Origin of the sequence: uncultured Aquimarina sp. (genome assembly GCF_947492115.1) — a bacterium.
GTDB lineage: Bacteria > Bacteroidota > Bacteroidia > Flavobacteriales > Flavobacteriaceae > Aquimarina.
Genome location: NZ_CANLMM010000001.1, coordinates 1,162,935 through 1,187,724 on the forward strand (window position 1 = coordinate 1,162,935; position 24,790 = coordinate 1,187,724).

Below are 24,790 nucleotides of genomic sequence, written 5' to 3' on the forward strand. Positions count from 1 at the left end.
TATTTGTCAAGCAAAAAAAGAAGGAACTTTTTCAACAATTTTCCGTTAATAACGATATTAAAGTAATCTAACCACTCTAATGAATTTAACTGCGCAATCAGTTTGGGATAATTGTCTGTCGTTTATAGAAGATAACATTACCCCACAAGCTTTTAAAACCTGGTTTGAACCTATTAAAGCTGTAAAGCTTACTGATAGTGCTTTGAGCATCCAGGTACCTAGCAAGTTTTTTTACGAGTGGCTCGAAGAACATTATGTAAACCTTTTGAAGGTTTCTCTTACTCGAGAATTAGGAGAAACAGCAAAGCTGGTTTACATTATAAAAATGGAAAATACTTACGGTAATAAAAAACCATTTACAGAAAAGATTCCTAGCTCTAACAGAACACCTGTAACTTCTCAAGAAGTAGACGTACCTATTAAGAGTAAAAATCCAGAACTTAAGAATCCTTTTGTAATACCTGGTATCCGAAATGTAAAAATTGAATCTCAACTAAATCCAAGCTATAATTTTGATAATTTCCTAGAAGGAGACTCTAACCGTTTAGCAAGATCTGCAGGTATGGCAGTAGCTAACAAACCAGGAGGAACTTCTTTTAATCCTTTGTTAATTTTTGGAGGAGTTGGATTAGGTAAGACACATTTAGCACATGCAATAGGCGTAAATATAAAAGACAATTATCCAGAAAAAACAGTTTTATATATTTCTGCAGAAAAATTTACACAGCAATACATAGAGTCTGTTAAAAAGAATAATAGAAATGATTTTATACATTTCTATCAAATCATAGATGTTCTTATTGTAGACGACATACAGTTATTATCTGGAAAAGCTGGAACTCAAGATGTTTTCTTCCATATATTTAATCATTTACATCAAAATGGAAAACAGGTAATTCTTACCAGTGATAAGGCTCCTGTAGATATGCAAGATATCGAGCAGCGATTACTATCACGTTTCAAGTGGGGATTATCAGCAGAATTACATCAACCAGACTTTGAAACCCGTATATCTATAATTAAAAATAAACTTTATAGAGACGGTGTAGAAATGCCAGAAGATATAGTTGAGTTTTTAGCTAATAATATAAAAACAAATATCCGAGAACTAGAAGGCGCCATTATCTCTTTAATAGCTCATTCTTCTTTTAACAAAAAGGATATTACAATCGACTTAGCGAAAGCAATTGTAGACAACTACGTTAAAAACACTAAACGAGAAGTTTCAATTGATTATATTCAAAAAGTAGTAAGTGACTATTTCCAAATGGATGTAGAAACTCTGCAGTCCAAAACTCGTAAACGCCATATCGTACAAGCAAGACAATTAGCTATGTTTTTTGCAAAAAAGCTAACAAAAGCTTCATTGGCTAGTATCGGTACTCAAATTGGAAAAAGAGATCACGCGACAGTACTGCACGCTTGCAAAACTGTGGACAATCTTTCTTCTACAGACAAACAGTTTAGAAAATACGTAGAAGACTTAGGTAAAAAACTTACATTATAAACAAAACATTTAATTAATGAAGACTAAAATTCTAATGGTTTGCCTTGGAAACATTTGCAGGTCTCCATTGGCAGAAGGTATTTTAGCTTCTAAACTTGATCCTGATCTCTATCAAATCAGTTCTGCTGGAACAAGTAATTATCATATCGGAGAAAAACCAGATATGAGATCTATACAAACAGCTAGAAATCATGGTATAGACATTAGTAATCAAAGAGCTGCACAATTCACTGTTAGTGACTTTGATTTATACGACATCATCTATGCCATGGACAACTCAAACTATCAAAACATCATAAAATTGTCTCGCAATTCTAGCGATAGAAAAAAAGTAAAACTGATTTTAAACGAATTGCATCCTAACGAAAATCTAGATGTGCCAGATCCATACTACGGAGGAGATCAAGGATTTGAAAATGTATTTGAAATGTTAGATAAAGCTTGTGACCAACTAATCCAAGAGTTATAACAAATAAAGATCTTACAAAACAAAGTTTTTGTATATTTAGTAAGCATTAACTACTTAAAATATTACATTCTTTGAAAAACATTACAGCGTTTTATGATAATTTAATATGTATTCATCATACATCTAATCATATTAACAACAACCACATTAGTTCATTTAATCAAAAAACTATTATTTTATAATTATGGAATCAAAACCCCTAGATCCCAAAGGAAAACTATATCTAATACCAACTCGATTAGGTGATGATGTTCCTTTAGAAGTATTACCGATATCAATAAAAAAAGTTTTAGAACAAGTAAACCACTATATTGTCGAAAACGAAAAGCCTGCAAGAAGGTTTATTAAAAAGGTAAGTCCAAGTAAATCTCAGAGATCGCTAATCATTCACTCAGTGAATAAATACACAGATGCTACGGAAATACCAAATTATTTAGCTCCCTGTTTAAATGGAGAATCTATTGGATTATTATCAGACGCTGGATGCCCCGGTATTGCAGATCCAGGAGCAGAAGTTGTGAGATTAGCACATGAAAAAGGAATCCAAGTAACACCGTTGGTAGGACCATCTTCCATATTTTTAGCAATGATGAGTAGCGGAATGAATGGCCAGAACTTTTGTTTTAATGGATATTTACCAATAGATAAAGCTGACAGAAAGTCCACTATCAAATCCCTTGAAAAAAATTCTTTAGAAAAGAATCAAGCTCAAATCTTTATAGAGACTCCGTATAGAAATGATAAAATGCTAGCTGATCTTACCACTATTCTAAATCCAAACACTAGATTATGCATTGCTAGTGATATTACACTGACCACAGAATACATACGTACCAAAACCGTAGAAGAATGGAGAAAAGAACAAATTGAGCTTCATAAGAAACCTACAATTTTTATTATCCAAAAAGATTTTTAGAAAATACAAAAATTAAACTAAAACTGAACTTTAGCTTTTCTATTCGGAACTACAAAAGAAGTATCAAATCCTGAAAAACGTTTCATGTAATAACGAATTGTAGTACCAAAAGCATCCGAAAAACCATCAACCCCTCCACTACGAAGGTATTTCTTAACAGCTCCTGGGCCAGCAAGATGTGCCGCAGCTAATACTCCAGACTCGGTAACAATTACTCCATTCATCCTCTTACCAGTAAACCATTTAAGATCTCTACGTAAAATCCATTTATTTCTAGAAAGATTTGCGTAAAATGCTTTTTCCTGTAACTCTGGGTTATTTAGAAAATCGTTTTTATTCTTAATACCAATTAACGCTAGTGTTCCCATACCAAATTGATATTTACCCATGTAGCCAAATTGATTCACTACCCCATAATCTCCTCTAGATTCCTTAAAAGCTAAAGCTTCTTTAAAACCTACATATGAATTACCTAATTCTGGATAAATTATAATGTCGTTAAGATCATCTTCAATCTCATTGAAATTGGGTGTGATGTAGTAGAGATCCAAGCCCTCAGTGCTATAAGAACTTAGATCTACTCTTTTTTTTGGTGTAAAACTTACTAAAACAACTCCCCCGATTGTAAGAATTACAAAAAGTCCAATTATCCTTTTTATCATATAAAAAATTTCTAAGTAGACACTAAAAAAGCGTTCCCCTCTACTTAAATTTTTGCGGTGCAAATATACAGCTTTTTTTTAAACAAAATAGGTGCTTATGTTAAATTTATTATAATGCTGAAAAACAGTATTTTACACTAAAAAAAGAGTTAAAAAAGCACTGAAAAAGTCAAAAAAAGTCTTAATTCTTACACTTAAACGTCTAACAAGCAACTTTTGTCGATAAAAATTAAATCAAAGTACCGTGGAGAAATCCACAACAACTCAAACGATTTTGTTAATAAATAAAGTCGAAAAACAATAAGTCTTCCGTAAAATCTTTATTTTTTTCCTACAAAAAAGCTAAATGATTTATCGTCTTACGCCTTGCTTATTAATCCAATTTATATATTGCTTTTTATTACGATTATGTTGTTCAATACTCTTAGCGAATTTATGATAACCAAAGTTTTCCACATTCGCTACGAAAAAATAATACTCATGCTTTTCATAATTAAGAACAGCGTCAATTGAAGAGATATCAGGCATCGTAATTGGACCTGGTGGTAATGTATTGTATTTATAAGTATTATAAGGACTATCTAACTCTAAATCTTTAAACAAAACTCTTTTGATTACTATATCCCAGTCATTCCTATGCTTCTTAAGTGCATATATAACGGTAGGATCTGCATCGAGTTTCCATCCATTATTATACCGATTCATATAAACTCCAGCTACTCGAGGTCGTTCATCCACTTTAGCAGTTTCTTTTTGAACAATAGAGGCTACAGTAGTAACTTCAGTAGCAGTTAAACCTATTTTTTTAGCTTTCGCTTTTCTTTTATCATTCCAAAAACGATTATACTCCTTTAACATACGGCTTCTAAACTGCTCTGCTGATGTATTCCAAAAAAATTCATACTTGTTAGGTATATACATGGATAACGCATTATCAATAGTAAATCCATTTTCGTTAATAAAGCTTTCATCCTTAAAAGCTTTTACAAGAGAAATACTATCCGCCTCTATCTGTTGTGCTACTCTACCTGCTAAATTCTCTAAACGCTCTTGATTATTAAATGTCAATTGAATAGGAGTATTTTTACTTCTTAACAGATCCACAAGTTCATTATTATTAAGCCCTTTTTTAATAATATATCTTCCTGCTTTCACTTTATTAGCATACCCTTTTTTTGCAGCAATTTTATCAAAACTATAAGGATCCTTTAATAAAGGATGTATTTCTTTTTTCAATTCCTGAAAAGTAGTTCCTGAAGGAATAAATACGGTCTTAGTCTCTACTTCAAAATTTGTATTAGGAGAAAATACAGCGTTATATACATAATACGCAAACCATCCTCCTGCTAATAAACCGATAAGTGCTATTAATAATAATATTCTTTTAATGTACATATATATATTGATATAATAATTCATTCTTGTAAATACCATTTACAAGATTCCATTCTTTTTTTATTCCTACTTTCCGAAATCCTTCTCCTTCAAAAAGTCCTATGCTTGCTAAATTATCATCTGCAATATTCGCATATAGTTGGTGTAATCGTAGATGAGTATCGCCATATTTTTTAATTAGCCGTAAGGCTTCTTTACCATAACCTTTTCCTCGTTGCTCTGGCTCAGCAATGATAATCCCTACTCCTGCTCTATTATGTGTTGGATTAAAATCAAACAAGTCAATTAATCCAATAGAAGCTCCGTCATTAGTACTTATTAAAAGTCTTAATTGTTTAGCATCATATATATCTTGATGTGCATTTTCTAGATATTGCTTGATCAAAAAGCGTGAATAAGGGGTCTGTGTTGTACTCATTTCCCAAATCCGCTCATCATTCTCAATAATATATATAAAATCTAAATCTTCAGGCTCTAGTGCTCGCAGATATATATGCTCACCTTTTAATGTTAACATATAATTTCACCTTTAAAAACTTGTTCTGCCGGTCCAATAAGAAATACATCTTCATAACCATTATCAGTTTCACGGAAGGTAACTTTCAATTCTCCTCCTGGAGTTTTGACCTTAACCTCTTCTTTGTTTGTATTTTTGGTAGCGTGCATAGATAGTGCTACCGCAGTAACTCCTGTTCCACAAGATAATGTTTCGTCTTCTACTCCTCGCTCATAAGTTCTTACTGAAAACATATCATCATTTTGTTTTTGAACAAAATTCACATTACTTCCAGCTTCAAAATAAGGTGCTCCATTTCTAATTTTACGTCCAACATTAGTAACGTCATAATTTACTATATCATCAACCATAGTGACATGATGCGGAGAACCAGTATCCAAAAACAGATGGGAATCATGCTTTTCTATCTCAGAAACATTTTGCATTTGCAAATACACCAAACCATCTTTAATTTCAGCTATATGCTTACCATCTATTGCTGTAAAAACAGCTTTATCTTTAATAACTCCTAAGTACGCCGCAAAAGCAACTAGGCATCGTCCGCCATTACCACACATAGTACTTTCGTTTCCATCGGCATTAAAATAAACCATGGTAAAATCATCCTCTTCATTTCCTGGAAGCTCTAATAACATTAGACCATCTGCACCAATACCAAATTTTCTGTCACAAAGTCTTGCAAATAATTTGGTATCATTTTTGGACAATATCGAATCTCTGTTATCGATGATTACAAAATCATTACCTGTACCTTGGTATTTATAAAAAGTTAAGTTCATTATTTTAATTCAAATGTAAACAACAAAGGTACAAAGAAAGTATCCATATAATCGTTGTTAATAGAGCGTTAAATATCGAAAAAAAATATACTATAATTGTAATTTTAATTGTTATCAACAGTCTATAATATAGTACTAGTCAAATTAAACGAAAAAAGAAAAGAAGATGAAAAGATTTTTGAGCTTATTGGTTGTCGCTATTTTAGCAGGTGTAATGACGTTAGGAGCGTATAAAATATTTCTGGAAACAGAGCCTATCGTAATTACCAAAAACGAAACTACTCCAAAAACAAATGTAATACCCACAGCATACAATGCTACAAATTTAAGTACCGCTCCAACAAATATTGATTTTACCGTTGCAGCAGAAAAAACAGTAAATGCAGTTGTGCACGTAAAACAATACGGAATTACGAAAACTCCTAGAAATCTGATGGAATATTTCAGAAACGGTGGTTCTACAGAAAGAAGAATTCAAGGAGCAGGTTCTGGAGTTATTATAACAGAAGACGGTTATATTGTTACTAATAATCATGTAATTGATGGAGCTACAGATTTAGAAGTTACTTTAAATAATAATAAATCATATAAAGCAGAAATCATTGGTACTGCTCCACAATCGGATATTGCGTTGATTAAAATTAATACCGATGAAAAATTATCGTATATCCCATTTGGAAATTCTAATACTGCCAAAATTGGAGAATGGGTACTTGCGGTTGGAAACCCTTTTAACCTAACCTCTACCGTGACTGCAGGTATTATTAGTGCAAAATCAAGAGATTTAAATGAATATGATGGTAATTTTCAATCCTTCATCCAAACAGACGCAGCCATAAATCCAGGAAATAGCGGTGGTGCTTTGGTAAATACGAGAGGAGAATTAATCGGAATAAACACTGCTATCACCTCACAAACAGGAAGTTATGTAGGATATGCTTTTGCCGTTCCCTCCAATAATGCCAGAAAAATCGTGGAAGACATTTTAGAATTTGGAGATGTACAAAGAGGTATTTTAGGTATCAATGGAGATAATCTTACGAAGCAAGTAATGGAAAAATACGACCTTAATGAAACACAGGGAGTTGTTATAACAAATGTAGGAGAAGATAGTGGTGCTAAAAAAGCAGGGCTTAAAGAAGGAGACGTAATTAAAGAAATTGATGGCTTAAAAATCAAGAAATTCTCAGATCTAACTGGATATGTTAACAGTAAAAGTCCGAATGATGTTATTACTGTAAAAATATTACGAGAAAACAGAGAATTAAGTGTACCTGTTACCTTAACCAAATACGTAATACAAAGATATAACATTGAAGATGTAGGTGTAGAGGTAGCTAATCCTAATCCAGATTATTTAAAGAAATTTAATTTAGACCATGGAGTTATCATTAGCAAAGCACTAAGTCCAAGAATGCAGCGATACAATTTAGAAGGCTTAATTATTAGTGAGATTGATAACAAAAAAGTTAAAAACGTTTTACAAGTAAAACAGATCATAGAAAGCAAATATCCTGAAGACGATATCACGATCAGTTTGATAGATCGTAATGGAGAAAAGAGAGAATTTGTTTTTCAGAATTAAGAATTATTGAGCATTATATATAGAATCCCATTGTTTACAAAAAGCAATGGGATTTTTATTTAAAAAAAGCTTTACGAAAACGTTTGAAATTCATACTTTTGCGCGAAATTTCAAGATAGTAAAACACAACAACTATGAGTTCTAACGAAGTTTATGAGAAAGAACTTGCCTTTCAGGCAGATAGACGCCGTGCTACGGTAGCATTTATTAAAACTGTAAGCGATTTATGGTACGATAATTCTATTGAATTAGTTTTATTCCGTAACCAACTAATCGACAAAAATGTAAGTGAAATTCTTAATTTACATGAGTATGCAGGAGAATTTGTTCAAAAGCCTATATCAATATTTGATTCGGTTGAAATTGCTCAAGCGATAAAATTGATGGATTTACCTCCAGCAAAATTAGATATCGGTAAATTAACGTATGAATATCACCTTGCAGGAAATGAATATGACTCTGCAACGAGCTTCGTTATGAACAAGCTTAAGGATGCTAAAAAATTTAAAAATATTTCTCCAAAAGATGTAGTTCTTTATGGTTTCGGAAGAATAGGACGATTAGTTGCAAGAGAACTTATGACCATTACTGGCAAAGGGAGTCAGCTGCGTTTAAGAGCCATCGTTACCAGAGGTGCTATTACCGAAGAAATCTTAGAAAAAAGAGCTTCTCTTTTAAGGAATGATTCAGTACATGGTGAGTTTGCTGGTTTAGTAGAAACTGATATTGCCAATAGCTCTCTAATTATTAATGGTACTACTGTAAAAGTAATTAGTACTAACAACCCAGAAGATGTAGATTATACTTCTTTTGGAATTGACAATGCCTTATTGATTGACAACACAGGTGCTTTTAGAGATAAAGAGGCTTTAAGCAGACACCTAATTGCTAAAGGTATTGACAAAGTATTACTTACCGCACCTGGAAAAGGAATCCCTAATATCGTTCATGGTGTAAATCACCAAGAACATAACCCAGATAAAGTAAATATCTTTTCGGCAGCATCTTGTACCACCAATGCGATCACTCCGATACTACAGGCAGTAGATGAAAGCTTCGGAGTTATCAATGGACATTTAGAAACGATCCATGCATATACTAACGATCAGAACTTAGTAGATAATATGCATAAAAAATATCGAAGAGGTCGTGCGGCAGCCTTAAATATGGTTATTACTGAAACCGGCGCAGGAAAAGCTGTTTCCAAAGCATTACCTAGTTTTGAAGGAAAACTAACTTCTAACGCAATTAGAGTTCCTGTTCCTAATGGTTCTTTAGCGATTCTTAACCTTAACTTAGAGAAAAGCACTACTAAGGAAAGCATGAATGCCATTATTAAAAAATATGCTCTAGAAGGAAATTTAGTAGAGCAAATCAAATACTCTCTTGATAATGAACTAGTATCAAGTGACATCGTTGGTTCTTCTGCTCCTTCTATCTACGACAGTAATGCAACTATCGTTGATACCAAAGGAAAAAATGCAGTTTTATATGTTTGGTATGATAATGAATATGGATATAGCCATCAGGTAATCAGACTTTCTAAATACATTGCTAAAGTGAGAAGGTTTACATATTACTAACAATTAAAATTAGTTAGAAATAATATTAAAAAGTCGTTATCACAGTGTAACGACTTTTTTTGTTAGTCATTATTATGACAATTGTAAAACTCTTTATCTCAGCATCTAATAGACAATCATCCTATTCATAATGGCTTCGTTATTGCTTTTTCAAACCCTCAATTTAGAGACTGATAAATAAATATCATGCATTTAAATCTTTTAAATCGCTTACAATATCGTATATTTATTATCGTTAGAATAAATTAAAGACTAACGTAAAAGAATGAAATCTGTTTACCAAAAGGATCATAGAATTTTGCAAGTAATATAAATTGATCCAAAACAATTCAGGCTTCAATCGACCATTAAAATTACAAAAACTCACACATGAAATTATCAAAGTACCTATTAGTTTTCATAGCTTTTCTCCCCATCTTTGAAACCATTCAGGCACAAGAAGAAGAACTAACTGCAGAACAAGCACTCAAGAAAGAGAATATCAAAACTCAGTTTGATGTCGTAATTAAAAAATCTGGAAGATATCAAGAATACAAGGTAGTAAAACGAGTATGGTTAGATAAACTTAAAGGAAATACTATCGATTCACTTAAAACATTAGAATCGAAATTAAATAGTTCTAATCAAAAAATTATAGCACAGCAAACTTCTATTACAAACCTAGAAGCCTCTTTAGCAAAAACTAACGAAGATTTATCCGCAGTTACCGAAGAAAAAGATAACATGACATTTTTAGGAATGTCATTTACCAAAGGAAGTTATAAAACGATGATGTGGACTATTGTTGGTGCTCTGCTTGCTTTGTTAGCATTTTTTGTATTCAAGTTTAAGAATAGTAATTCTGTAACAATTCAGGCTAAAAAGGCTTTAGCTGAGACAGAAGCAGAATTTGAAGATCATCGACGTAGAGCATTAGAAAGAGAACAAAAAGTAATGCGTAAACTTCAGGACGAGATCAACAAGCAACGCAAAGCTGGCGCTAAGTAGATCATTTTTCTGGATTTTATCATATAGTTTTGCATCTTTGCATTTTCTAACAATAAGAAATGCGAATAGATATAATTACTGTAGTTCCTGATATCTTAAAAAGTCCTTTTGAAGCTTCAATTATGAAACGTTCTATCGAAAAAGGACTGGTAGAAGTGCACTTACACAATCTTAGAGATTATACTTCTAACAACTACAAACAAGTAGATGACTACCAATTTGGTGGCGGTGCAGGTATGGTTATGATGGTAGAGCCTATAGACAAGTGCATCTCTAAACTGAAATCTGAACGCACTTATGATGAAATCATTTATATGACTCCTGATGGAGAAACTCTAAACCAAGGAATTGCAAATCAATTATCTCTAAAAGGGAATCTTATTATCCTTTGTGGACATTATAAAGGTGTTGATCAAAGAGTAAGAGATCATTTTATCACCAAAGAAATCTCTGTAGGAGATTATGTATTATCGGGTGGAGAATTAGGAGCACTAATTTTATGTGATGCAGTGATTAGATTAATTCCTGGAGTTCTCGGAAACGAAACTTCTGCATTAACTGATTCTTTTCAAGACGACTTATTGGCTCCACCAATTTATACAAGGCCAGCGGATTATAAAGGATGGAAAGTACCTGAAGTTCTAACGTCAGGTAATTTTCCTAAAATAGAAGCTTGGAGAGAAGAACAAGCCTATCAAAGAACCAAAGAAAGAAGACCTGATTTATTAGAAGAATAAACAGACATATTTATTTTTATCAAAAAAACTTCCAAATCATTAAATCACAGATTAGAAATTAAAGATAGACCGCTCAAAAACAGCAAGTAACATTTACTAAAAAATACTTGCAAATAATTAAATAATACTTATTTTTGCACCCTAATTAAAATAACCTCTGGCGAAAATCGTGAATGTTGTTTTGATAAAACATAAGTAAACTACTTCAAAAATGGAAGATTTAGTAAAATTCGTACAGAACGAATTTGTTACAAAAAAAGAATTACCTGAGTTTTCTGCAGGTGATACAATCACAGTATATTACGAAATTAAAGAAGGAAACAAAACACGTACTCAGTTTTTTAGAGGTGTTGTAATCCAAAGAAGAGGTTCTGGTGCTAGTGAAACATTTACGATTAGAAAAATGTCTGGTACTGTAGGTGTTGAGCGTATTTTCCCAGTTAATTTACCTGCACTTCAGAAAATCGAAGTGAATAAGAGAGGAAAAGTACGTAGAGCACGTATCTTTTACTTTAGAGAACTTACGGGTAAGAAAGCTCGAATCAAAGAAAAAAGAAACTAAATTATTCTTTATTTCACAATACAAAAAGGTTGTCATTGGGCAACCTTTTTTTATGAACAAAAGTTAACATCTTAAGTTCATAACCAGTTGATAACTAAACTTATACAAAAAATTGTATTGCAAATTAATTTTAAGTAATTTTAATAAAGAAATTTTATAATAGCTGATAGTGATGACACAAGGATTCCTATCTTATAATTTTTCTAAACTCGTTCTTTGAACATTTTACATAAACCATCTTAAGATTAGGATAAATATAAAACGAAAGTTATTTTTTTGAATACATCATTGAAATTAATTTAAAGATCTACTTTAAAATCATTTTCAGCATGAAATCCAAAGGAAAAAATTAAGTTTTGACACCTTTTTAATTTTAAGTGGAAATAGACTATTCGGATGAAAAAACGCAAAATTACATAAGTAATTTATACACAAAAGCGTTCGCAATAGTCTAAAGGTAGTATTTAAATCTCATATACTGTTATCAGTTTAAAACTGCCTATCTTACAGAAACTATCTTTTTGGTATAACAAACGAAAGTTATTATTTCATAGCGGGTAAAACAGCTAACAAAACTTTATTTCTGTACAAAAGCCATATCAAGGTATTCGTATTATGATATGGCTTTTTAATTTTTAAAACGATTCTTAAAATTCTCTTCTTTTTTTGCGAGTCCCATTTTTTGAACCTAATCTTTTTTAAAGATATTTAATTCAAGCTCTTTAACGCAAAACTAACAGTAAACAGGTTGCATTTACCTGCCTATATTTGTATCTTCGCGCTCGGAAAATATTACTGTGAATTACCATAGCCTTACACTGGTAATCTTGTAATATAAAGTATGAAAGGTTAAACAACCTATCGTTTTCTAAACAGATCGTATAATACACACAAGATATTACACCGAATGGCAACCGGATATCTTACTAAAAATTAAAAAATATGGGAATTGAATCCTCAAAAATTGTGTACACTAAAACTGATGAAGCACCTGCATTAGCTACATACTCTTTTTTACCAATTGTAAAAAAATTTACTAAAGCAGCCAATATAGAGGTTGAAACAAAAGATATTTCACTAGCAGCAAGAATTTTAGCTGTATTCCCAGAAAACCTTTCTGACAAACAAAAACAAGCAAATGCTTTAGCAGAACTTGGTGAATTAGCATTAAAACCAGAAGCTAACATTATTAAGCTTCCTAATATTAGTGCTTCTGTTCCACAGTTAAAAGCTGCAATTGCAGAATTACAATTACAAGGTTTTAATATTCCTAATTATCCAGAAGAGCCAGAAAATGATTCCGAAAAAGAGATTAAAGGAAGATATGATAAAATAAAAGGTAGTGCCGTGAATCCTGTATTACGAGAAGGAAACTCCGACAGAAGAGCGCCAAAACCTGTAAAGCAATATGCTCGAAAGAATCCACACTCTATGGGTGCTTGGAGTAGTGATTCTAAAACACACGTTGCCACAATGTCTAGTGGAGATTTTAGATCTAATGAAAAGTCTGTAACGATGGCTAATGCTGGAGATGTAAAAATTGAGTTGGTTGGTACAGATGGAAACACTACAATATTAAAGGAAAAAACCGCATTACTAGAAGGTGAAATTATCGATGCTACGGTAATGAGCAAAAAAGCATTAATAACTTTCTTAGAAGAGCAAGTTGCAGATGCCAAAGAGAAAAACGTTTTGTTCTCTTTGCATATGAAGGCAACCATGATGAAAGTATCCGATCCGATTATTTTTGGTCACGCCGTAGAAGTATTTTTCAAAGATGTTTTTGAAAAACATGGTGAAACCTTAGAAGAAATCGGTGTAGAAGTGAATAATGGATTCGGTGATCTTGTAAACAAACTAAAAAGAGTTACTGACACTGCTAAAAGAGCTGAGATAGAAGCAGATATCAAAGCATGTTATGAAAATGGTCCTAAACTAGCCATGGTAAATTCTGATCAAGGAATTACCAATCTTCATGTACCTAGTGATGTAATTATTGATGCTTCAATGCCTGCTATGATTAGAAATTCTGGTCAGATGTGGGATGCTGATGGAAATACTCAAGATACTAAAGCTGTAATTCCAGATAGTAGTTATGCAGGTATTTATCAAGAAACGATTGATTTTTGTAAAAAGCATGGTGCTTTTGATCCAACTACGATGGGAACTGTTCCTAATGTAGGTTTAATGGCTAAAAAAGCAGAAGAATATGGATCTCATGACAAAACTTTTGAAATTAAAGAAAATGGAACTGTTCGTGTTGTAGATGCGACTGGTACTGTGTTAATTGAGCATGAAGTAGAGCAAGGAGATATCTGGAGAATGTGTCAAACGAAAGACGCTCCCGTAAAAGATTGGGTAAAATTAGCTGTTAGTAGAGCTAGAGCAACAGATACTCCTGCTATCTTTTGGTTAAATAAAGAAAGAGCTCATGATGCAAGCTTAATAACGAAAGTTGAAAAATATCTTCCTGAGCACGATACTAATGGTTTAGATATTAGAATCATGTCTCCGGTAGAAGCTACTCGATTCTCATTAGAAAGAATTAAAGAAGGTAAAGACACTATATCAGTTACAGGAAATGTACTGCGTGATTACAATACAGATCTCTTCCCTATTCTAGAATTAGGAACAAGTGCAAAAATGCTTTCTATTGTACCATTAATGAATGGTGGTGGATTGTTTGAAACAGGAGCGGGAGGATCAGCACCAAAGCATGTACAACAGTTTAATCAAGAGGGTCATTTACGTTGGGATTCTTTAGGAGAGTTTTTAGCTCTAGCGGTTTCCTTAGAACATTTGGGAGAAGTTAATGATAACCAAAAAGCACTTGTAATAGCAGAAGCATTAGATAAAGCAACAGAGGAGTTTTTAGAAAATAAAAAATCTCCATCTAGAAAAGTGAATGAACTTGATAATAGAGGAAGTCACTACTATCTTGCTTTATATTGGGCTCAAGCATTGTCGGAACAAACAAAAGATACTGAGTTACAACAACAGTTTTCTTCAATTGCTAAAGATCTAGGTGATAATGAAGCTAAAATTATCGAAGAGCTGAATGGTGCGCAGGGAAGTGCTGTGGATATGGGAGGTTATTACTGGCCTGATGTAGTTAAAGTAGAAAACGCAATGAGACCAAGTGAAACATTAAATAAAATCATTTCATAAGTTTTTAAACAAAAAACAACTTATATAAAAGCCTGAAAACATTACGTTTTCAGGCTTTTTTTTTATAAATATCTACAAAAATTTATAAGTAGATGCAACCCTTTGTTTTTTGGTTTGTCAATAATAATAGTTAGAAATAAAAAGTTACTCTAGAAAGACTGATAACTAATCATAAATAATTGAAAACAAATATTCTTTATACGCATAAAGATCTTATAGAAAAAAGCAAATCTGGCGATCGGGTTTCGCAATATCAGCTATATAAGTTATACGTAGATGCTATGTACAACGTGAGTATGCGAATATTGAATATTAAGGAGGATGCTGAAGATATTATTCAGGATAGTTTCGTAGATGCTTTTAAAAACCTAAACTCATTTCGATATGAAAGCACTTTTGGTTCTTGGTTAAAGAGAATAGTTGTTAATAAAAGTATTAATCATCTAAAAGCAAAAAAAATACCTGTAATACCATTAGATCATCATGAATATCATATCAGTGAAGAGATTAACAAATCAAATATAACACCAGATATAAAAAAAATTAAACAAGGAATTGCAGCATTACCAGATGGATATAAACAGATTATTGTCCTCTATCTTATCGAAGGATACGATCATAAGGAAATTTCGGAAATATTAGGAATTACTCATTCCACATCTAAATCGCAATACCACAGAGCTAAGAAAAAACTAATTCAAATCATAAACACATTATAATATTATGGATGATTTTGAAAAATATATAAGAGAAAATAAATTACTATTTGATGAACATAAAGCTGATGAAGATAAAATCTGGGCAGACATCGAATCAAAACTTGATATCGAAAACAAAAAAGAGTCGGTAAGATTTGTTATTTGGAAATCTCCATTTATAAAAATTGCAGCCGTTATATGTGTCCTTTTAGGAAGTTTTGCAATGCTAAAACTTGTTACAAAAATTAACACCAATACTACTCACAAAAATGCTGCGATTCATCAAGAACTAAATGATATTGATAATTACTATAAAGGGTTAGTATCATTTCAAGTTGCGCTGGTAAAAGAACATTCAAAATTATCGGCGAGTGATAAAGAAGAATTCCTCTCTTTTATGGATGACCTGGATAAAGAATATATGGTATTGAAGGAAGAAATGAACGCTAATCTAAATAACGAATACATTTTAGAAGCCATTGTACAGAACTATAAAAAAAGAATTGAACTAATAGAAAATCTTTTAGAACAAATTAAAGATTCCAAAAAATCTGATGATAATGAAGGATATATATTATAAAAGAATAACTCTCATCTTATTGATAATTCTCCAGTGTTATCATCTGCAAGCTCAGGAAAAACTATCAAAATCGATTGAAAAAACATATGATTTCACAAATTCAGGAACCCTGCAATTAGAAAACAAATATGGCAACATTATTATTGATGGATGGGATCAAAATAAAATAGCAATTATAATAAATGTCTCTGTCTCAAAAAAGGAAAAAGACGATGCTCAGGAATTACTAGATAGAATTCGCCCATCTATTCATCAGGCTAATGGCTTTATAAAGATTGTTTCGGATATAGAAGAAAAAAATGACAACTTCTTTACAAAAATTTTTAATAGTGTAAACCCATTTGATTTCGACAAAGGAAATGTACAAATAGACTACAAAATCAGCTTACCCATAAATGCCGAAATTCAACTTACAAACAAGTTTGGAGATATCATAATTAGTGAATGGGATGGTAAACTGACATCAGATTCACAACATGGCGATATGTGGATCAATAATGATATTATCAATGCCAATATAAACATGACATTTGGTAAGCTACAGACCAAATCAATATCCTATGGAAAGGTCGAATTAAAAAACAGTGAATTTGACCTTCAAACCTCTAAAAACCTGAGAATACTCAGTAATGGATCAACGATCAATATTGAAAAAGTGAATCAGCTTCAACTATATTCCAGTAAAGACAAAATCTTTTTAGGAAGTATAGAAAAAATAAAAGGAGAACTAAAATTTTCTACAGTTTGGCTAGACAATCTTATTCATGAAATTGACCTCATTATGGATGTCGCAGATTTTAAAGTGGATAGGATTACAAATCCTACTGCAAATGTGGATATCAATCAAAAATCTTCAGAAATCAATATTGATATTTCTAATCTCAACTTTGATTTCGAAGCATCCCTAGAGCAAGGTTTATTAAGAATTCCTAAAACCTTCAAAAACATTAAAAATAAAATGATTGACGACAAAAAAAGACTACGCGAGATTCAGGGTACCTACGGTTCAAATCTAGAGAAAGGAATATTCAAGATTACAGGAAGAAAAGGGGTAATCATACTAAAGGAATAACAACATTACAATTACAACCATTTATCAATTCAACAAAACAAATCAATATCAATGAAAAAAACAATCCAACTACTAATCACACTGCTAATCGTCAGCTCTAGCCAAATATATTCTCAAGATAAAAATGACAGTGATTATATAGAATTTAATGACCGTAAAAATATCGTTCACGGAGTATATCTTGGTTTTAGCACCAGTTATGGTGAGATTGACGGAGAAGAGACCGGATTAATCGGACTTAAATTAGCATATGTTGCTAATCGACAGTTTGAAGTTGGTTTCGGAATGAAAGGTTTCTATTCACAACAAAACTTACCAGGAATATCTGCATCTAATGATGAAGACTTGATCGGAGGATATGCCGGAATGCATTTCGAACCTATATTATTCAGTAAATCCAGAGTAAACCTATCATTTCCGTTACTTGTTGGTTTTGGAGGAGTTGGTTATATCGATGGACAATTAAATGATGGTGAGTTTAATGAAGATGATTATGAATGGGATGCCATATTTGTAGCAGAACCTGGAGTAAATGTATTATTTAATATTTCACGGTTCATACAGCTTGAAGCAGGAGTAAAATACAGATTCTCTAGTAAGTTTAATATTCATCCTAGTGGAATTGATAGAATTAATGGGTTTTCTGCTGGATTGGGGATAAAGATTGGTGTTTTTAATCTTGGAAAAAATAGATATAAGAAAAAAGCACCTAAAAACTAAGAGAGAAACACCATCAACCGAAGGTGGTTTAAATCTTAATCTTGGAATTGCATATGATATCACCAAAAAAATCTTTGCTCAGGTACAATATGATTTTAGCAGTATCAGTGCGCCAAATGATATTCCAGATACTTCATTTAACACACAAATACAGTTACTTAAAATAGGAGTCGGATACAGATTTTAATAACAAATTAAATTTAGGCACAGATGTTGATATTAATTATTTATAAAATGTTACAAAAGCCCCAAATGAAAACTAAAGTTATTGTTGAAACCAAAAAAATAGAGACTAACTATGTATTTTCAGAAAACAACCAGGTATATCTTAAACGCAAATCAAATACTAATTCCACAAATAGTAATTCTGTATGCTCCGAAGAATGGTTGCCCATTGCTTTTTGCTGGAAACCTGAACTAAAATCCAGTTAATTTTTTGTTACCAATAATAGGTCTGTCTGGTTATGTAATACCATGCAGTTTTTATTTACAATTCGATAATGTAACAAATTATCAATACGATCTTCTTATTGGTATATTTCATAAAACAAGTCCTTAATTCTATAAAGAATTGAGTATGTAAGGCTATCAATAAATAACATATATTTAGGAAATGTATACGGTTTTAAAGCTCTATTATTTAGTACTTTTGAAATAATCGTACGTATTGCAAATACTTTTAAAACCGTACAAATATTAAAAATACAGCTTTTGAAAAAGAACATTTTATGTAGCCTTTTGGCTATTTGTACTCTACAGTTTGCCATATACGGCCAAGAAAAATTCACAATTAACGGAACAATTTCAGAAAAATCCAGTAACGAAACCTTAATTGGTGTTAATGTACTTTTCCCAGAAATTGGAAAAGGTGTAGTTACTAATGAATATGGGTTTTATTCTATCACCTTACCCGAAGGTACTTACAAACTACAAGTTAGTTATTTGGGATTCAAAGATATTATTCAGGAAATTAATCTAAATGAAGATAAGAAACTCAATTTTCAATTAGTTGAAGCTTCTGAGATGTTAGATGAGGTAGTCATCACCGAAAATGTGGAAAAAGTAAACATCAAAACACCACAAATGAGTCTTAACAAACTTACGGCAGGAACTATAAAACAAATTCCTGTAGTACTTGGTGAGGCAGATGTGATTAAATCTATCGTATTACTACCAGGAGTCACCAGTGGTGGTGAAGGAGCCTCTGGATTTAACGTACGTGGTGGTGCAGCAGATCAGAATCTTATCTTATTAGATGAAGCCACTATTTTTAATTCGTCCCATCTTTTTGGTTTCTTTTCCGTTTTTAATCCAGATGCCATTAAGGATATAAAACTTTATAAAGGTGGAATTCCAGCTCGTTACGGTGGCCGTGTATCATCGGTTTTGGATATTTATCAAAAAGAAGGAAACAGCAAAGAATATCATATCAATGGAGGATTAGGGTTAGTAGCCAGTAGACTATTAGCCGAAGGCCCCATCGTAAAAAACAAAGGAGCTTTCCTGGTAGGTGGTCGAGCATCCTACGCACACCTATTTCTGCCTCTTGTAGATGATGGAAATGATAATGTTGCTTATTTCTACGACCTGAACACAAAACTTAATTACAAAATCAACGAAAACAACAATATCTTCTTATCAGGATATTTTGGTAGAGACGTTTTCGCGATTAGTGAAAGCTTTAGAAACACATATGGTAATACAGTTTTAAATCTACGATGGAATCACCTATTCTCCGACAAATTATTTTCTAACTTATCACTCATCTATTCAGATTACTTCTACGGATTAGAACTCGACTTTGTAGGATTTGAATGGGATTCTGGTATCCGAAATTTTAATTTAAAATACGATCTGAAACACTATTTAAGTGATAATTTTCAGTTGAACTACGGAATTAACAATATTTATTATCGATTCAATCCTGGGGAGATTAAACCAAATAGTGATGATTCTGGTATCATTAGAGATAAATTAATTGACAAATACGCGAATGAATTCGGAGTATATGTAGATGCAGAACACAAAATATCTAACAACTTATCATTGCAATATGGAATTCGATTAAGTAACTTCATACGATTGGGTCAGGATGAAATAAACATCTACGAAAATGACAATCCACTTCTATTTAATGAAGAGTTACAAATTTACGAGTCTGCAGATCCTATTGGAACTGAAAGCGTAAGTAGAAGTGCTCAATTAGCCAACTTTACAAATCTAGAACCTAGAGTTGCCTTAGCATATGCTTTTAATGATAATACTTCAATAAAAGCGAGTTATAATAGAATGGCACAATATCTACACCTTCTATCCAATACCAGCTCTCCTACTCCACTGGATGTTTGGACACCTAGTGGAAGATTTGTAAAACCCCAAATGCTTAATCAATATGCCATTGGATATTTTAAAAGTATTAAGGATGATGCTTATTCTATTGAAACAGAAATATTTTATAAGGATATAGAAAACAGAATTGATTATATAGATGGTGCCGAACTTATTGCTAATGATGCTATAGAAAGAGAAATTCTTAATGGAGAAGCCAGAGCTTATGGATTAGAATTATTAATTCGTAAAAACGAAGGAAAATTCAAAGGTTGGCTTGCATATACCCTTTCTAAATCTGAACAACGTACACCAGGAAGAACACCAACAGAAACAGGAATCAATAATGGCGAATGGTATAATACTCCATACGACAAAACTCATGATATATCCTTTAATGGAAGTTATGAGCTAAATGAAAAATGGAAATTCAATGCCAATTTTTTATTCCAAACAGGACAACCTACCAATTATCCAACAGGACAATTTGAATTTCAAGGTTTAGTAGTTCCGGTATTTGATGGTTTGCGTAACGATCAACGATTACCATCATATCATCGTTTGGATATTTCGGCTACACTTACACCTCGAAAAAATAAAAATAGAAAATGGCAAGGCGAATGGGTTTTTAGTGTGTATAATCTATATAATCGTAGAAATGCTGCGTCTATAAATTTTAGCCAAAACACAGAAACCCGCGTAAATGAAGCGGTACGTACTTCTATATTCGGAATCGTGCCAGCTGTAACTTATAATTTTAAATTTTAGCATTATGAAAAAATTATGCTTTTATATCATAGGACTTTTAATCATCACTAGTTGTGAGGATGTTATTGATGTTGATGTACCTAATGGAGAACCTAGACTGGTTATTGACGCTTCTTTTGAAATTTACTTAGATGAAACACCTGTTGATGCTTTAGGTGGTGTAAGACTTACACTTTCTGCACCTTTCTTTGATGATAGCGTTCCTACCGTTAGTGATGCCACTGTTTTTATCACTAATCTTTCGGACAATTCTATTATTAATTTTGTAGAATCTTTAGGTGAACCAGGCTTTTTCATTCCAGAAGATCCAAATGTAATTCCAGAATTTGATATTGATTATGAACTTACTGTAATCTATAATGAAGAAACTTATAAAGCTATCACTCAATTAATCCCTACAGTAGCTATTGACAATATAGAACAAGGAGATGGAACTTTGTTTGAAGGTGATGAAACTGAAATAATCGTTTTCTTTACAGATGATGGCAACCGAGAAGATTTTTACTTATTCGATTTTGACTTTAACTTATACCTTCCAAGCGAAGACAGATTTTATCAAGGAGAATCATTTAATTTCTCTTACTTCTACGAAGATATGGTCGGTGGTGAAGAAGTTACTATAAAAATACTAGGTATAGATGAAAGGTATTTTAATTACTCTAATATTTTAATTGAACAAAGCGAACAAGAAGGTGGAAACCCTTTTCAAACACCACCTGCTCAAATAAGAGGTAATATTATAAATACAACTAATCCCGATAATTATGCTTTAGGATATTTTAACCTTTCTGAAGCAAATCGTTTTCAATTTACTATTGAAGAGTGATCCGAAAAAGCTGTATTTTTGAAGCATGAGTTTTACCAAAACAACAGAACAGGCTTCTAAATATAATCATCTGGAAAAGATGAGTATTTCTGATTTGCTTAGTAATATCAATAAAGAAGACAAAACCGTACCCGAAGCGGTAGAAAAATCAATTCCACAGATTGAAGTTTTAGTCACTAAAATTGTTGAAAAGCTAAAAGTTGGTGGAAGGCTGTTTTATATGGGTGCAGGTACTAGTGGTAGATTAGGTATTGTAGATGCCAGCGAATGTCCTCCAACTTTTGGAGTATCTCATGATCTTGTTATAGGATTAATTGCTGGTGGTGATACTGCTATACGCAAGGCTGTGGAATTTGCAGAAGATAGTACCGAACAAGGATGGAAAGATCTACAATCTTATCAAATTTCTGACAAAGATGTGGTAATTGGTATTGCAGCTTCTGGTACTACTCCTTATGTCATTTCGGCATTAGAAAAATGCAATCAATCCAATATTATTACAGGGTGTATAACCTGTAATGAAGGTAGTCCGTTAGCTATTACTGCACAATATCCTATTGTGGTAACTGTAGGACCCGAATTTGTTACCGGAAGTTCTAGAATGAAAGCAGGTACTGCCCAAAAACTAGTGCTTAACATGATATCAACTTCAGTTATGATTCAGTTAGGCAAAGTAAAAGGAAATAAAATGGTAGACATGCAACTTAGTAATAACAAACTAGTTGATAGAGGTACACGAATGATTATGGAAGAATTAGGTATCGAACGAACTCTTGCAGCAGATTTATTAGAGAAACATGGTAGTGTACGAAATGTAATTGATAATTATGGAGCCTAAAAGAACAGATAAAGAGTTATTAGGAAAAGGAATACAACGTATGGCTATTTCTTTGATTTTTATGTTTATTAGTCCAGTGATTATCCATTCAGCCTTTAAAAATCAGGATCATCCTTATTATTACCTAGTTTTAGTTTTAGGATTATTAGGAGCGTCTTTTGCTATATTTATGGCGTTTAGAGGATTAAAAACTATTATGGATGCCATCTTTGGAAAAAAAAAAGATCGCTAATAGACTTTCTTTTATTATACTGCAATACATAGAATGAACATTAATATAACTTTTACTTTAATCATAATTGGCGATGATTAAAAAGTAAGAGGATAACATACCTTATTCAATATATCAACATAACAGCTATAAACTTATTATAGTTTTAGTAAATAGAAAATATTAATAAGTAGTAAAATCATATCTGGATAGTAACCTTATGTCAAATCCCAAATTATAGAAGATTAAATTTTGTAAAATATTAAATCCCTTCCCTTTTATTTATTGGAGTAGTAGGATTATAACCAAACCCAGAAATTTCTAATTCTACATTCAATTGATTTAAAATATATCCTATAGTAGCATAATGATGAATCGCATGGCTATTAGCATGTGCCAAGATACTTTCTAATGTATAATTAACAGTTACTTTACCTTGCCCCATATTATCAGTAACATGAATCAAATAATCTGTGTTAGCATCTATATAAGAGAGTAATGTTTTCTGCAACATATATATATGGTCCTTTGCTGCATCAATATTGGTAGATAAAATTTCATCTCTCTTACGTGCAGTAAGATCAATATCATTTGTATCTAATCCATCTATAATACAATCAAAAAAATCAAGAGTATGCCTTATATGCGAACCAATACTTGAGTAATAAGGTCCTACAGAAGCATTACAGTAAGTTTTTAAATCTATTGCGTCTAATAACGCAATTGCATTATTGAGATTGTGGTTTATTGAGGATATTATAAGTTCTTTCATAGGGAATATTGACGTAAGATACACAATAAACTTACATAATAACTTTTGAAAAACGTTAAAATTATAAATAACGCAGAGAAGTATATACTACTCAATATCCAATATCGTTATTGATAAATCAAATGATAACCGCCGTTGGTAAACAGTAGGACATCTATCACTTTACTTATGGGTTTTCCATAAAAATTAAGACAAAGTGCGTATTTCATCGATTAATGACGTTTATTTTTGGATGTTACTTGGAAAATATTGTATACTTGTACTGTTCATTAAAAAGCCCCATACAAATGAAAAGGATAGCATCAATTTTATTTTTACTTTGTTTTGTTAACCAAATTAATGCCCAAGATCTTTATGAAGATGCCTTAACAGCCGCTAGCTATGCATACTCTCACTCTAAGAAAGCTCATGGTGCCAACAATGTATTCCACACTCAAGAATATGCTGATAAAGCTATAGAAGCTTTCGAAAAAGTAGAAGCTCTTGCCGACAAATGTGGATGTGATGATGCTAATGAAACAGCTTATCAAGCTAAAACCAAAATGGTAAGTTCTATGGATCAGGACACTTATGAGCGTAGTAGATACTATGCTAAACAAGCGAAGGAGCTTGGTCCTAAATTATTAGAGCAATTAACAAATTGTCAGGCAAATAAAGGTAGTGATTCTTATTCTGAAGATATTGCTGATGTAAGTGAGGAAGAAGAAGCTATTGCTGCTGCTTCTGAAGAAGTGGCTCAAAAGCAAAAAGAATTAGAAGCGCAAAGACGTCAGTTAGAAATCGAACAACAAAAACTACAAGAGCAAATTGCAGCACAACAAAAAGCGCAAGCAGAATTTGAAGCACAACGTGCAGCAGAATTAAAGCAACAAACTGCAGTAAAAGCAAAAGCTGAGCAGGCATTACAAAAATTAGAAAGTGCTTTACAAGAATTAAGTATTGCTTTTGATGACAATTCTACGTTTGAAACTCAAAAAGATTATGTAAGAAGTGAAAATGATTTAATGAACGAAACTCTTGACGATACAAAAAGTTTCTATGTAAATAGAGCTAAAGAATTAACCAAGAGTGCTATGCAACAATTCGCTGGTTACACAGAAAATTAATACA

Annotated in this window: 25 protein-coding genes; 20 read left to right on the plus strand and 5 right to left on the minus strand. The window is 32.2% G+C overall.

The features are described from left to right. The first annotated feature begins 79 nt into the window (after positions 1-79). The 3 genes from dnaA (at position 80) to Q1A73_RS05240 (ending at position 2,892) form a co-directional block, all read left to right on the plus strand. Complete coding sequence (gene dnaA / locus Q1A73_RS05230) at positions 80-1,507, plus strand: chromosomal replication initiator protein DnaA (RefSeq protein ID WP_219010186.1); 1,428 nt, start codon at positions 80-82, stop codon at positions 1,505-1,507. 16 nt (positions 1,508-1,523) lie between these two features. Then, complete coding sequence (locus tag Q1A73_RS05235; RefSeq protein WP_299602494.1) at positions 1,524-1,976, plus strand: low molecular weight protein-tyrosine-phosphatase; 453 nt, start codon at positions 1,524-1,526, stop codon at positions 1,974-1,976. 184 nt (positions 1,977-2,160) lie between these two features. Continuing rightward, complete coding sequence (locus Q1A73_RS05240; RefSeq protein ID WP_299602496.1) at positions 2,161-2,892, plus strand: SAM-dependent methyltransferase; 732 nt, start codon at positions 2,161-2,163, stop codon at positions 2,890-2,892. Positions 2,893-2,909: 17 nt separating this feature from the next. Here the strand turns inward: Q1A73_RS05240 and Q1A73_RS05245 are convergent, their stop codons facing one another. The 4 genes from Q1A73_RS05245 to dapF all read right to left on the minus strand — a co-directional run bounded on the left by Q1A73_RS05245 (position 2,910) and on the right by dapF (position 6,245). Continuing rightward, a complete protein-coding gene (locus Q1A73_RS05245; protein ID WP_299602499.1) occupies positions 2,910-3,554 on the minus strand; it encodes a peptidoglycan-binding protein LysM in 645 nt (214 codons plus the stop codon). Between the two features lie 351 nt (positions 3,555-3,905). Further along, the gene (gene mltG, locus Q1A73_RS05250) at positions 3,906-4,949 is read right to left on the minus strand and encodes an endolytic transglycosylase MltG (RefSeq protein WP_299602502.1); all 1,044 of its coding nucleotides are present in this window, start codon (positions 4,947-4,949) and stop codon (positions 3,906-3,908) included. Beyond that, the gene (locus Q1A73_RS05255) at positions 4,939-5,466 is read right to left on the minus strand and encodes a GNAT family N-acetyltransferase (RefSeq protein WP_299602503.1); all 528 of its coding nucleotides are present in this window, start codon (positions 5,464-5,466) and stop codon (positions 4,939-4,941) included. The genes mltG and Q1A73_RS05255 overlap by 11 nt, the downstream gene beginning before the upstream one ends. Next, positions 5,460-6,245 carry a diaminopimelate epimerase gene (gene dapF, locus Q1A73_RS05260; RefSeq protein WP_299602506.1) on the minus strand — a complete coding sequence of 262 codons (786 nt, stop codon included), beginning with the start codon at positions 6,243-6,245 and terminating at the stop codon, positions 5,460-5,462. Before dapF ends, Q1A73_RS05255 begins: the two co-directional genes overlap by 7 nt. A 166-nt stretch (positions 6,246-6,411) precedes the next feature. On the opposite strand from dapF, the gene Q1A73_RS05265 reads away from it, so the two are divergent. From Q1A73_RS05265 to Q1A73_RS05340, 16 genes are all read left to right on the plus strand, one after another. Beyond that, on the plus strand, positions 6,412-7,830 hold the full coding sequence (locus tag Q1A73_RS05265) for a trypsin-like peptidase domain-containing protein (protein ID WP_299602509.1): 1,419 nt from the start codon (positions 6,412-6,414) through the stop codon (positions 7,828-7,830). Between the two features lie 134 nt (positions 7,831-7,964). Then, positions 7,965-9,413, plus strand: a complete 1,449-nt coding sequence (locus tag Q1A73_RS05270) for a glyceraldehyde-3-phosphate dehydrogenase (protein WP_299602512.1) — start codon at positions 7,965-7,967, stop codon at positions 9,411-9,413. 369 nt (positions 9,414-9,782) lie between these two features. Next, a complete protein-coding gene (locus Q1A73_RS05275) occupies positions 9,783-10,400 on the plus strand; it encodes a tRNA (guanine-N1)-methyltransferase (RefSeq protein ID WP_299602514.1) in 618 nt (205 codons plus the stop codon). A gap of 59 nt (positions 10,401-10,459) precedes the next feature. After that, positions 10,460-11,137 carry a tRNA (guanosine(37)-N1)-methyltransferase TrmD gene (gene trmD / locus Q1A73_RS05280; RefSeq protein ID WP_299602517.1) on the plus strand — a complete coding sequence of 226 codons (678 nt, stop codon included), beginning with the start codon at positions 10,460-10,462 and terminating at the stop codon, positions 11,135-11,137. A gap of 211 nt (positions 11,138-11,348) precedes the next feature. Next, positions 11,349-11,699, plus strand: coding sequence for a 50S ribosomal protein L19 (gene rplS, locus Q1A73_RS05285; RefSeq protein WP_299602520.1), 351 nt, complete (start codon positions 11,349-11,351; stop codon positions 11,697-11,699). 942 nt (positions 11,700-12,641) lie between these two features. Next, positions 12,642-14,867 (plus strand): NADP-dependent isocitrate dehydrogenase, encoded by a 2,226-nt coding sequence (locus tag Q1A73_RS05290; RefSeq protein ID WP_299602522.1) that lies wholly within the window; start codon positions 12,642-12,644, stop codon positions 14,865-14,867. Positions 14,868-15,046: 179 nt separating this feature from the next. Next, a complete protein-coding gene (locus tag Q1A73_RS05295) occupies positions 15,047-15,586 on the plus strand; it encodes a sigma-70 family RNA polymerase sigma factor (protein ID WP_299602523.1) in 540 nt (179 codons plus the stop codon). A 4-nt stretch (positions 15,587-15,590) separates the two neighbouring features. Further along, positions 15,591-16,145 carry a hypothetical protein gene (locus Q1A73_RS05300; RefSeq protein ID WP_299602527.1) on the plus strand — a complete coding sequence of 185 codons (555 nt, stop codon included), beginning with the start codon at positions 15,591-15,593 and terminating at the stop codon, positions 16,143-16,145. Further along, the gene (locus tag Q1A73_RS05305; protein WP_299602530.1) at positions 16,126-17,217 is read left to right on the plus strand and encodes a hypothetical protein; all 1,092 of its coding nucleotides are present in this window, start codon (positions 16,126-16,128) and stop codon (positions 17,215-17,217) included. Before Q1A73_RS05300 ends, Q1A73_RS05305 begins: the two co-directional genes overlap by 20 nt. Before the next feature lie 51 nt (positions 17,218-17,268). Further along, positions 17,269-17,937 carry a hypothetical protein gene (locus Q1A73_RS05310; RefSeq protein WP_299602532.1) on the plus strand — a complete coding sequence of 223 codons (669 nt, stop codon included), beginning with the start codon at positions 17,269-17,271 and terminating at the stop codon, positions 17,935-17,937. Further along, positions 17,897-18,124, plus strand: coding sequence for a hypothetical protein (locus Q1A73_RS05315; RefSeq protein ID WP_299602534.1), 228 nt, complete (start codon positions 17,897-17,899; stop codon positions 18,122-18,124). The genes Q1A73_RS05310 and Q1A73_RS05315 overlap by 41 nt, the downstream gene beginning before the upstream one ends. A gap of 65 nt (positions 18,125-18,189) precedes the next feature. Beyond that, positions 18,190-18,369, plus strand: coding sequence for a hypothetical protein (locus Q1A73_RS05320; protein WP_299602536.1), 180 nt, complete (start codon positions 18,190-18,192; stop codon positions 18,367-18,369). A gap of 291 nt (positions 18,370-18,660) precedes the next feature. Next, positions 18,661-21,033, plus strand: a complete 2,373-nt coding sequence (locus Q1A73_RS05325; RefSeq protein ID WP_299602608.1) for a TonB-dependent receptor — start codon at positions 18,661-18,663, stop codon at positions 21,031-21,033. A 4-nt stretch (positions 21,034-21,037) separates the two neighbouring features. Continuing rightward, on the plus strand, positions 21,038-21,859 hold the full coding sequence (locus tag Q1A73_RS05330; RefSeq protein ID WP_299602540.1) for a DUF4249 domain-containing protein: 822 nt from the start codon (positions 21,038-21,040) through the stop codon (positions 21,857-21,859). Between the two features lie 25 nt (positions 21,860-21,884). After that, entirely contained in the window at positions 21,885-22,697 is an 813-nt protein-coding gene (murQ, locus tag Q1A73_RS05335; RefSeq protein ID WP_299602543.1) for an N-acetylmuramic acid 6-phosphate etherase, read from the plus strand. Further along, a complete protein-coding gene (locus Q1A73_RS05340; RefSeq protein WP_299602546.1) occupies positions 22,687-22,929 on the plus strand; it encodes a DUF6095 family protein in 243 nt (80 codons plus the stop codon). The genes murQ and Q1A73_RS05340 overlap by 11 nt, the downstream gene beginning before the upstream one ends. Positions 22,930-23,170: 241 nt before the next feature. Here Q1A73_RS05340 and Q1A73_RS05345 read toward each other — a convergent pair whose 3' ends face one another. Further along, entirely contained in the window at positions 23,171-23,680 is a 510-nt protein-coding gene (locus tag Q1A73_RS05345; protein WP_299602548.1) for a DinB family protein, read from the minus strand. Positions 23,681-23,967: 287 nt separating this feature from the next. Between Q1A73_RS05345 and Q1A73_RS05350 the strand changes: the two genes are divergently transcribed. Further along, positions 23,968-24,786 (plus strand): hypothetical protein, encoded by an 819-nt coding sequence (locus Q1A73_RS05350; RefSeq protein WP_299602550.1) that lies wholly within the window; start codon positions 23,968-23,970, stop codon positions 24,784-24,786. Positions 24,787-24,790: the final 4 nt, after the last annotated feature.

Coding starts and splice junctions, on each gene's coding strand:
- dnaA (WP_219010186.1), top strand. CDS start 80: ATGAATTTAACTGCGCAATCAGTTTGGGATAATTGTCTGTCGTTTATA.
- Q1A73_RS05235 (WP_299602494.1), top strand. CDS start 1,524: ATGAAGACTAAAATTCTAATGGTTTGCCTTGGAAACATTTGCAGGTCT.
- Q1A73_RS05240 (WP_299602496.1), top strand. CDS start 2,161: ATGGAATCAAAACCCCTAGATCCCAAAGGAAAACTATATCTAATACCA.
- Q1A73_RS05245 (WP_299602499.1), bottom strand. CDS start 3,554: ATGATAAAAAGGATAATTGGACTTTTTGTAATTCTTACAATCGGGGGA.
- mltG (WP_299602502.1), bottom strand. CDS start 4,949: ATGTACATTAAAAGAATATTATTATTAATAGCACTTATCGGTTTATTA.
- Q1A73_RS05255 (WP_299602503.1), bottom strand. CDS start 5,466: ATGTTAACATTAAAAGGTGAGCATATATATCTGCGAGCACTAGAGCCT.
- dapF (WP_299602506.1), bottom strand. CDS start 6,245: ATGAACTTAACTTTTTATAAATACCAAGGTACAGGTAATGATTTTGTA.
- Q1A73_RS05265 (WP_299602509.1), top strand. CDS start 6,412: ATGAAAAGATTTTTGAGCTTATTGGTTGTCGCTATTTTAGCAGGTGTA.
- Q1A73_RS05270 (WP_299602512.1), top strand. CDS start 7,965: ATGAGTTCTAACGAAGTTTATGAGAAAGAACTTGCCTTTCAGGCAGAT.
- Q1A73_RS05275 (WP_299602514.1), top strand. CDS start 9,783: ATGAAATTATCAAAGTACCTATTAGTTTTCATAGCTTTTCTCCCCATC.
- trmD (WP_299602517.1), top strand. CDS start 10,460: ATGCGAATAGATATAATTACTGTAGTTCCTGATATCTTAAAAAGTCCT.
- rplS (WP_299602520.1), top strand. CDS start 11,349: ATGGAAGATTTAGTAAAATTCGTACAGAACGAATTTGTTACAAAAAAA.
- Q1A73_RS05290 (WP_299602522.1), top strand. CDS start 12,642: ATGGGAATTGAATCCTCAAAAATTGTGTACACTAAAACTGATGAAGCA.
- Q1A73_RS05300 (WP_299602527.1), top strand. CDS start 15,591: ATGGATGATTTTGAAAAATATATAAGAGAAAATAAATTACTATTTGAT.
- Q1A73_RS05305 (WP_299602530.1), top strand. CDS start 16,126: ATGAAGGATATATATTATAAAAGAATAACTCTCATCTTATTGATAATT.
- Q1A73_RS05310 (WP_299602532.1), top strand. CDS start 17,269: ATGAAAAAAACAATCCAACTACTAATCACACTGCTAATCGTCAGCTCT.
- Q1A73_RS05320 (WP_299602536.1), top strand. CDS start 18,190: ATGAAAACTAAAGTTATTGTTGAAACCAAAAAAATAGAGACTAACTAT.
- Q1A73_RS05330 (WP_299602540.1), top strand. CDS start 21,038: ATGAAAAAATTATGCTTTTATATCATAGGACTTTTAATCATCACTAGT.
- murQ (WP_299602543.1), top strand. CDS start 21,885: ATGAGTTTTACCAAAACAACAGAACAGGCTTCTAAATATAATCATCTG.
- Q1A73_RS05340 (WP_299602546.1), top strand. CDS start 22,687: ATGGAGCCTAAAAGAACAGATAAAGAGTTATTAGGAAAAGGAATACAA.
- Q1A73_RS05345 (WP_299602548.1), bottom strand. CDS start 23,680: ATGAAAGAACTTATAATATCCTCAATAAACCACAATCTCAATAATGCA.
- Q1A73_RS05350 (WP_299602550.1), top strand. CDS start 23,968: ATGAAAAGGATAGCATCAATTTTATTTTTACTTTGTTTTGTTAACCAA.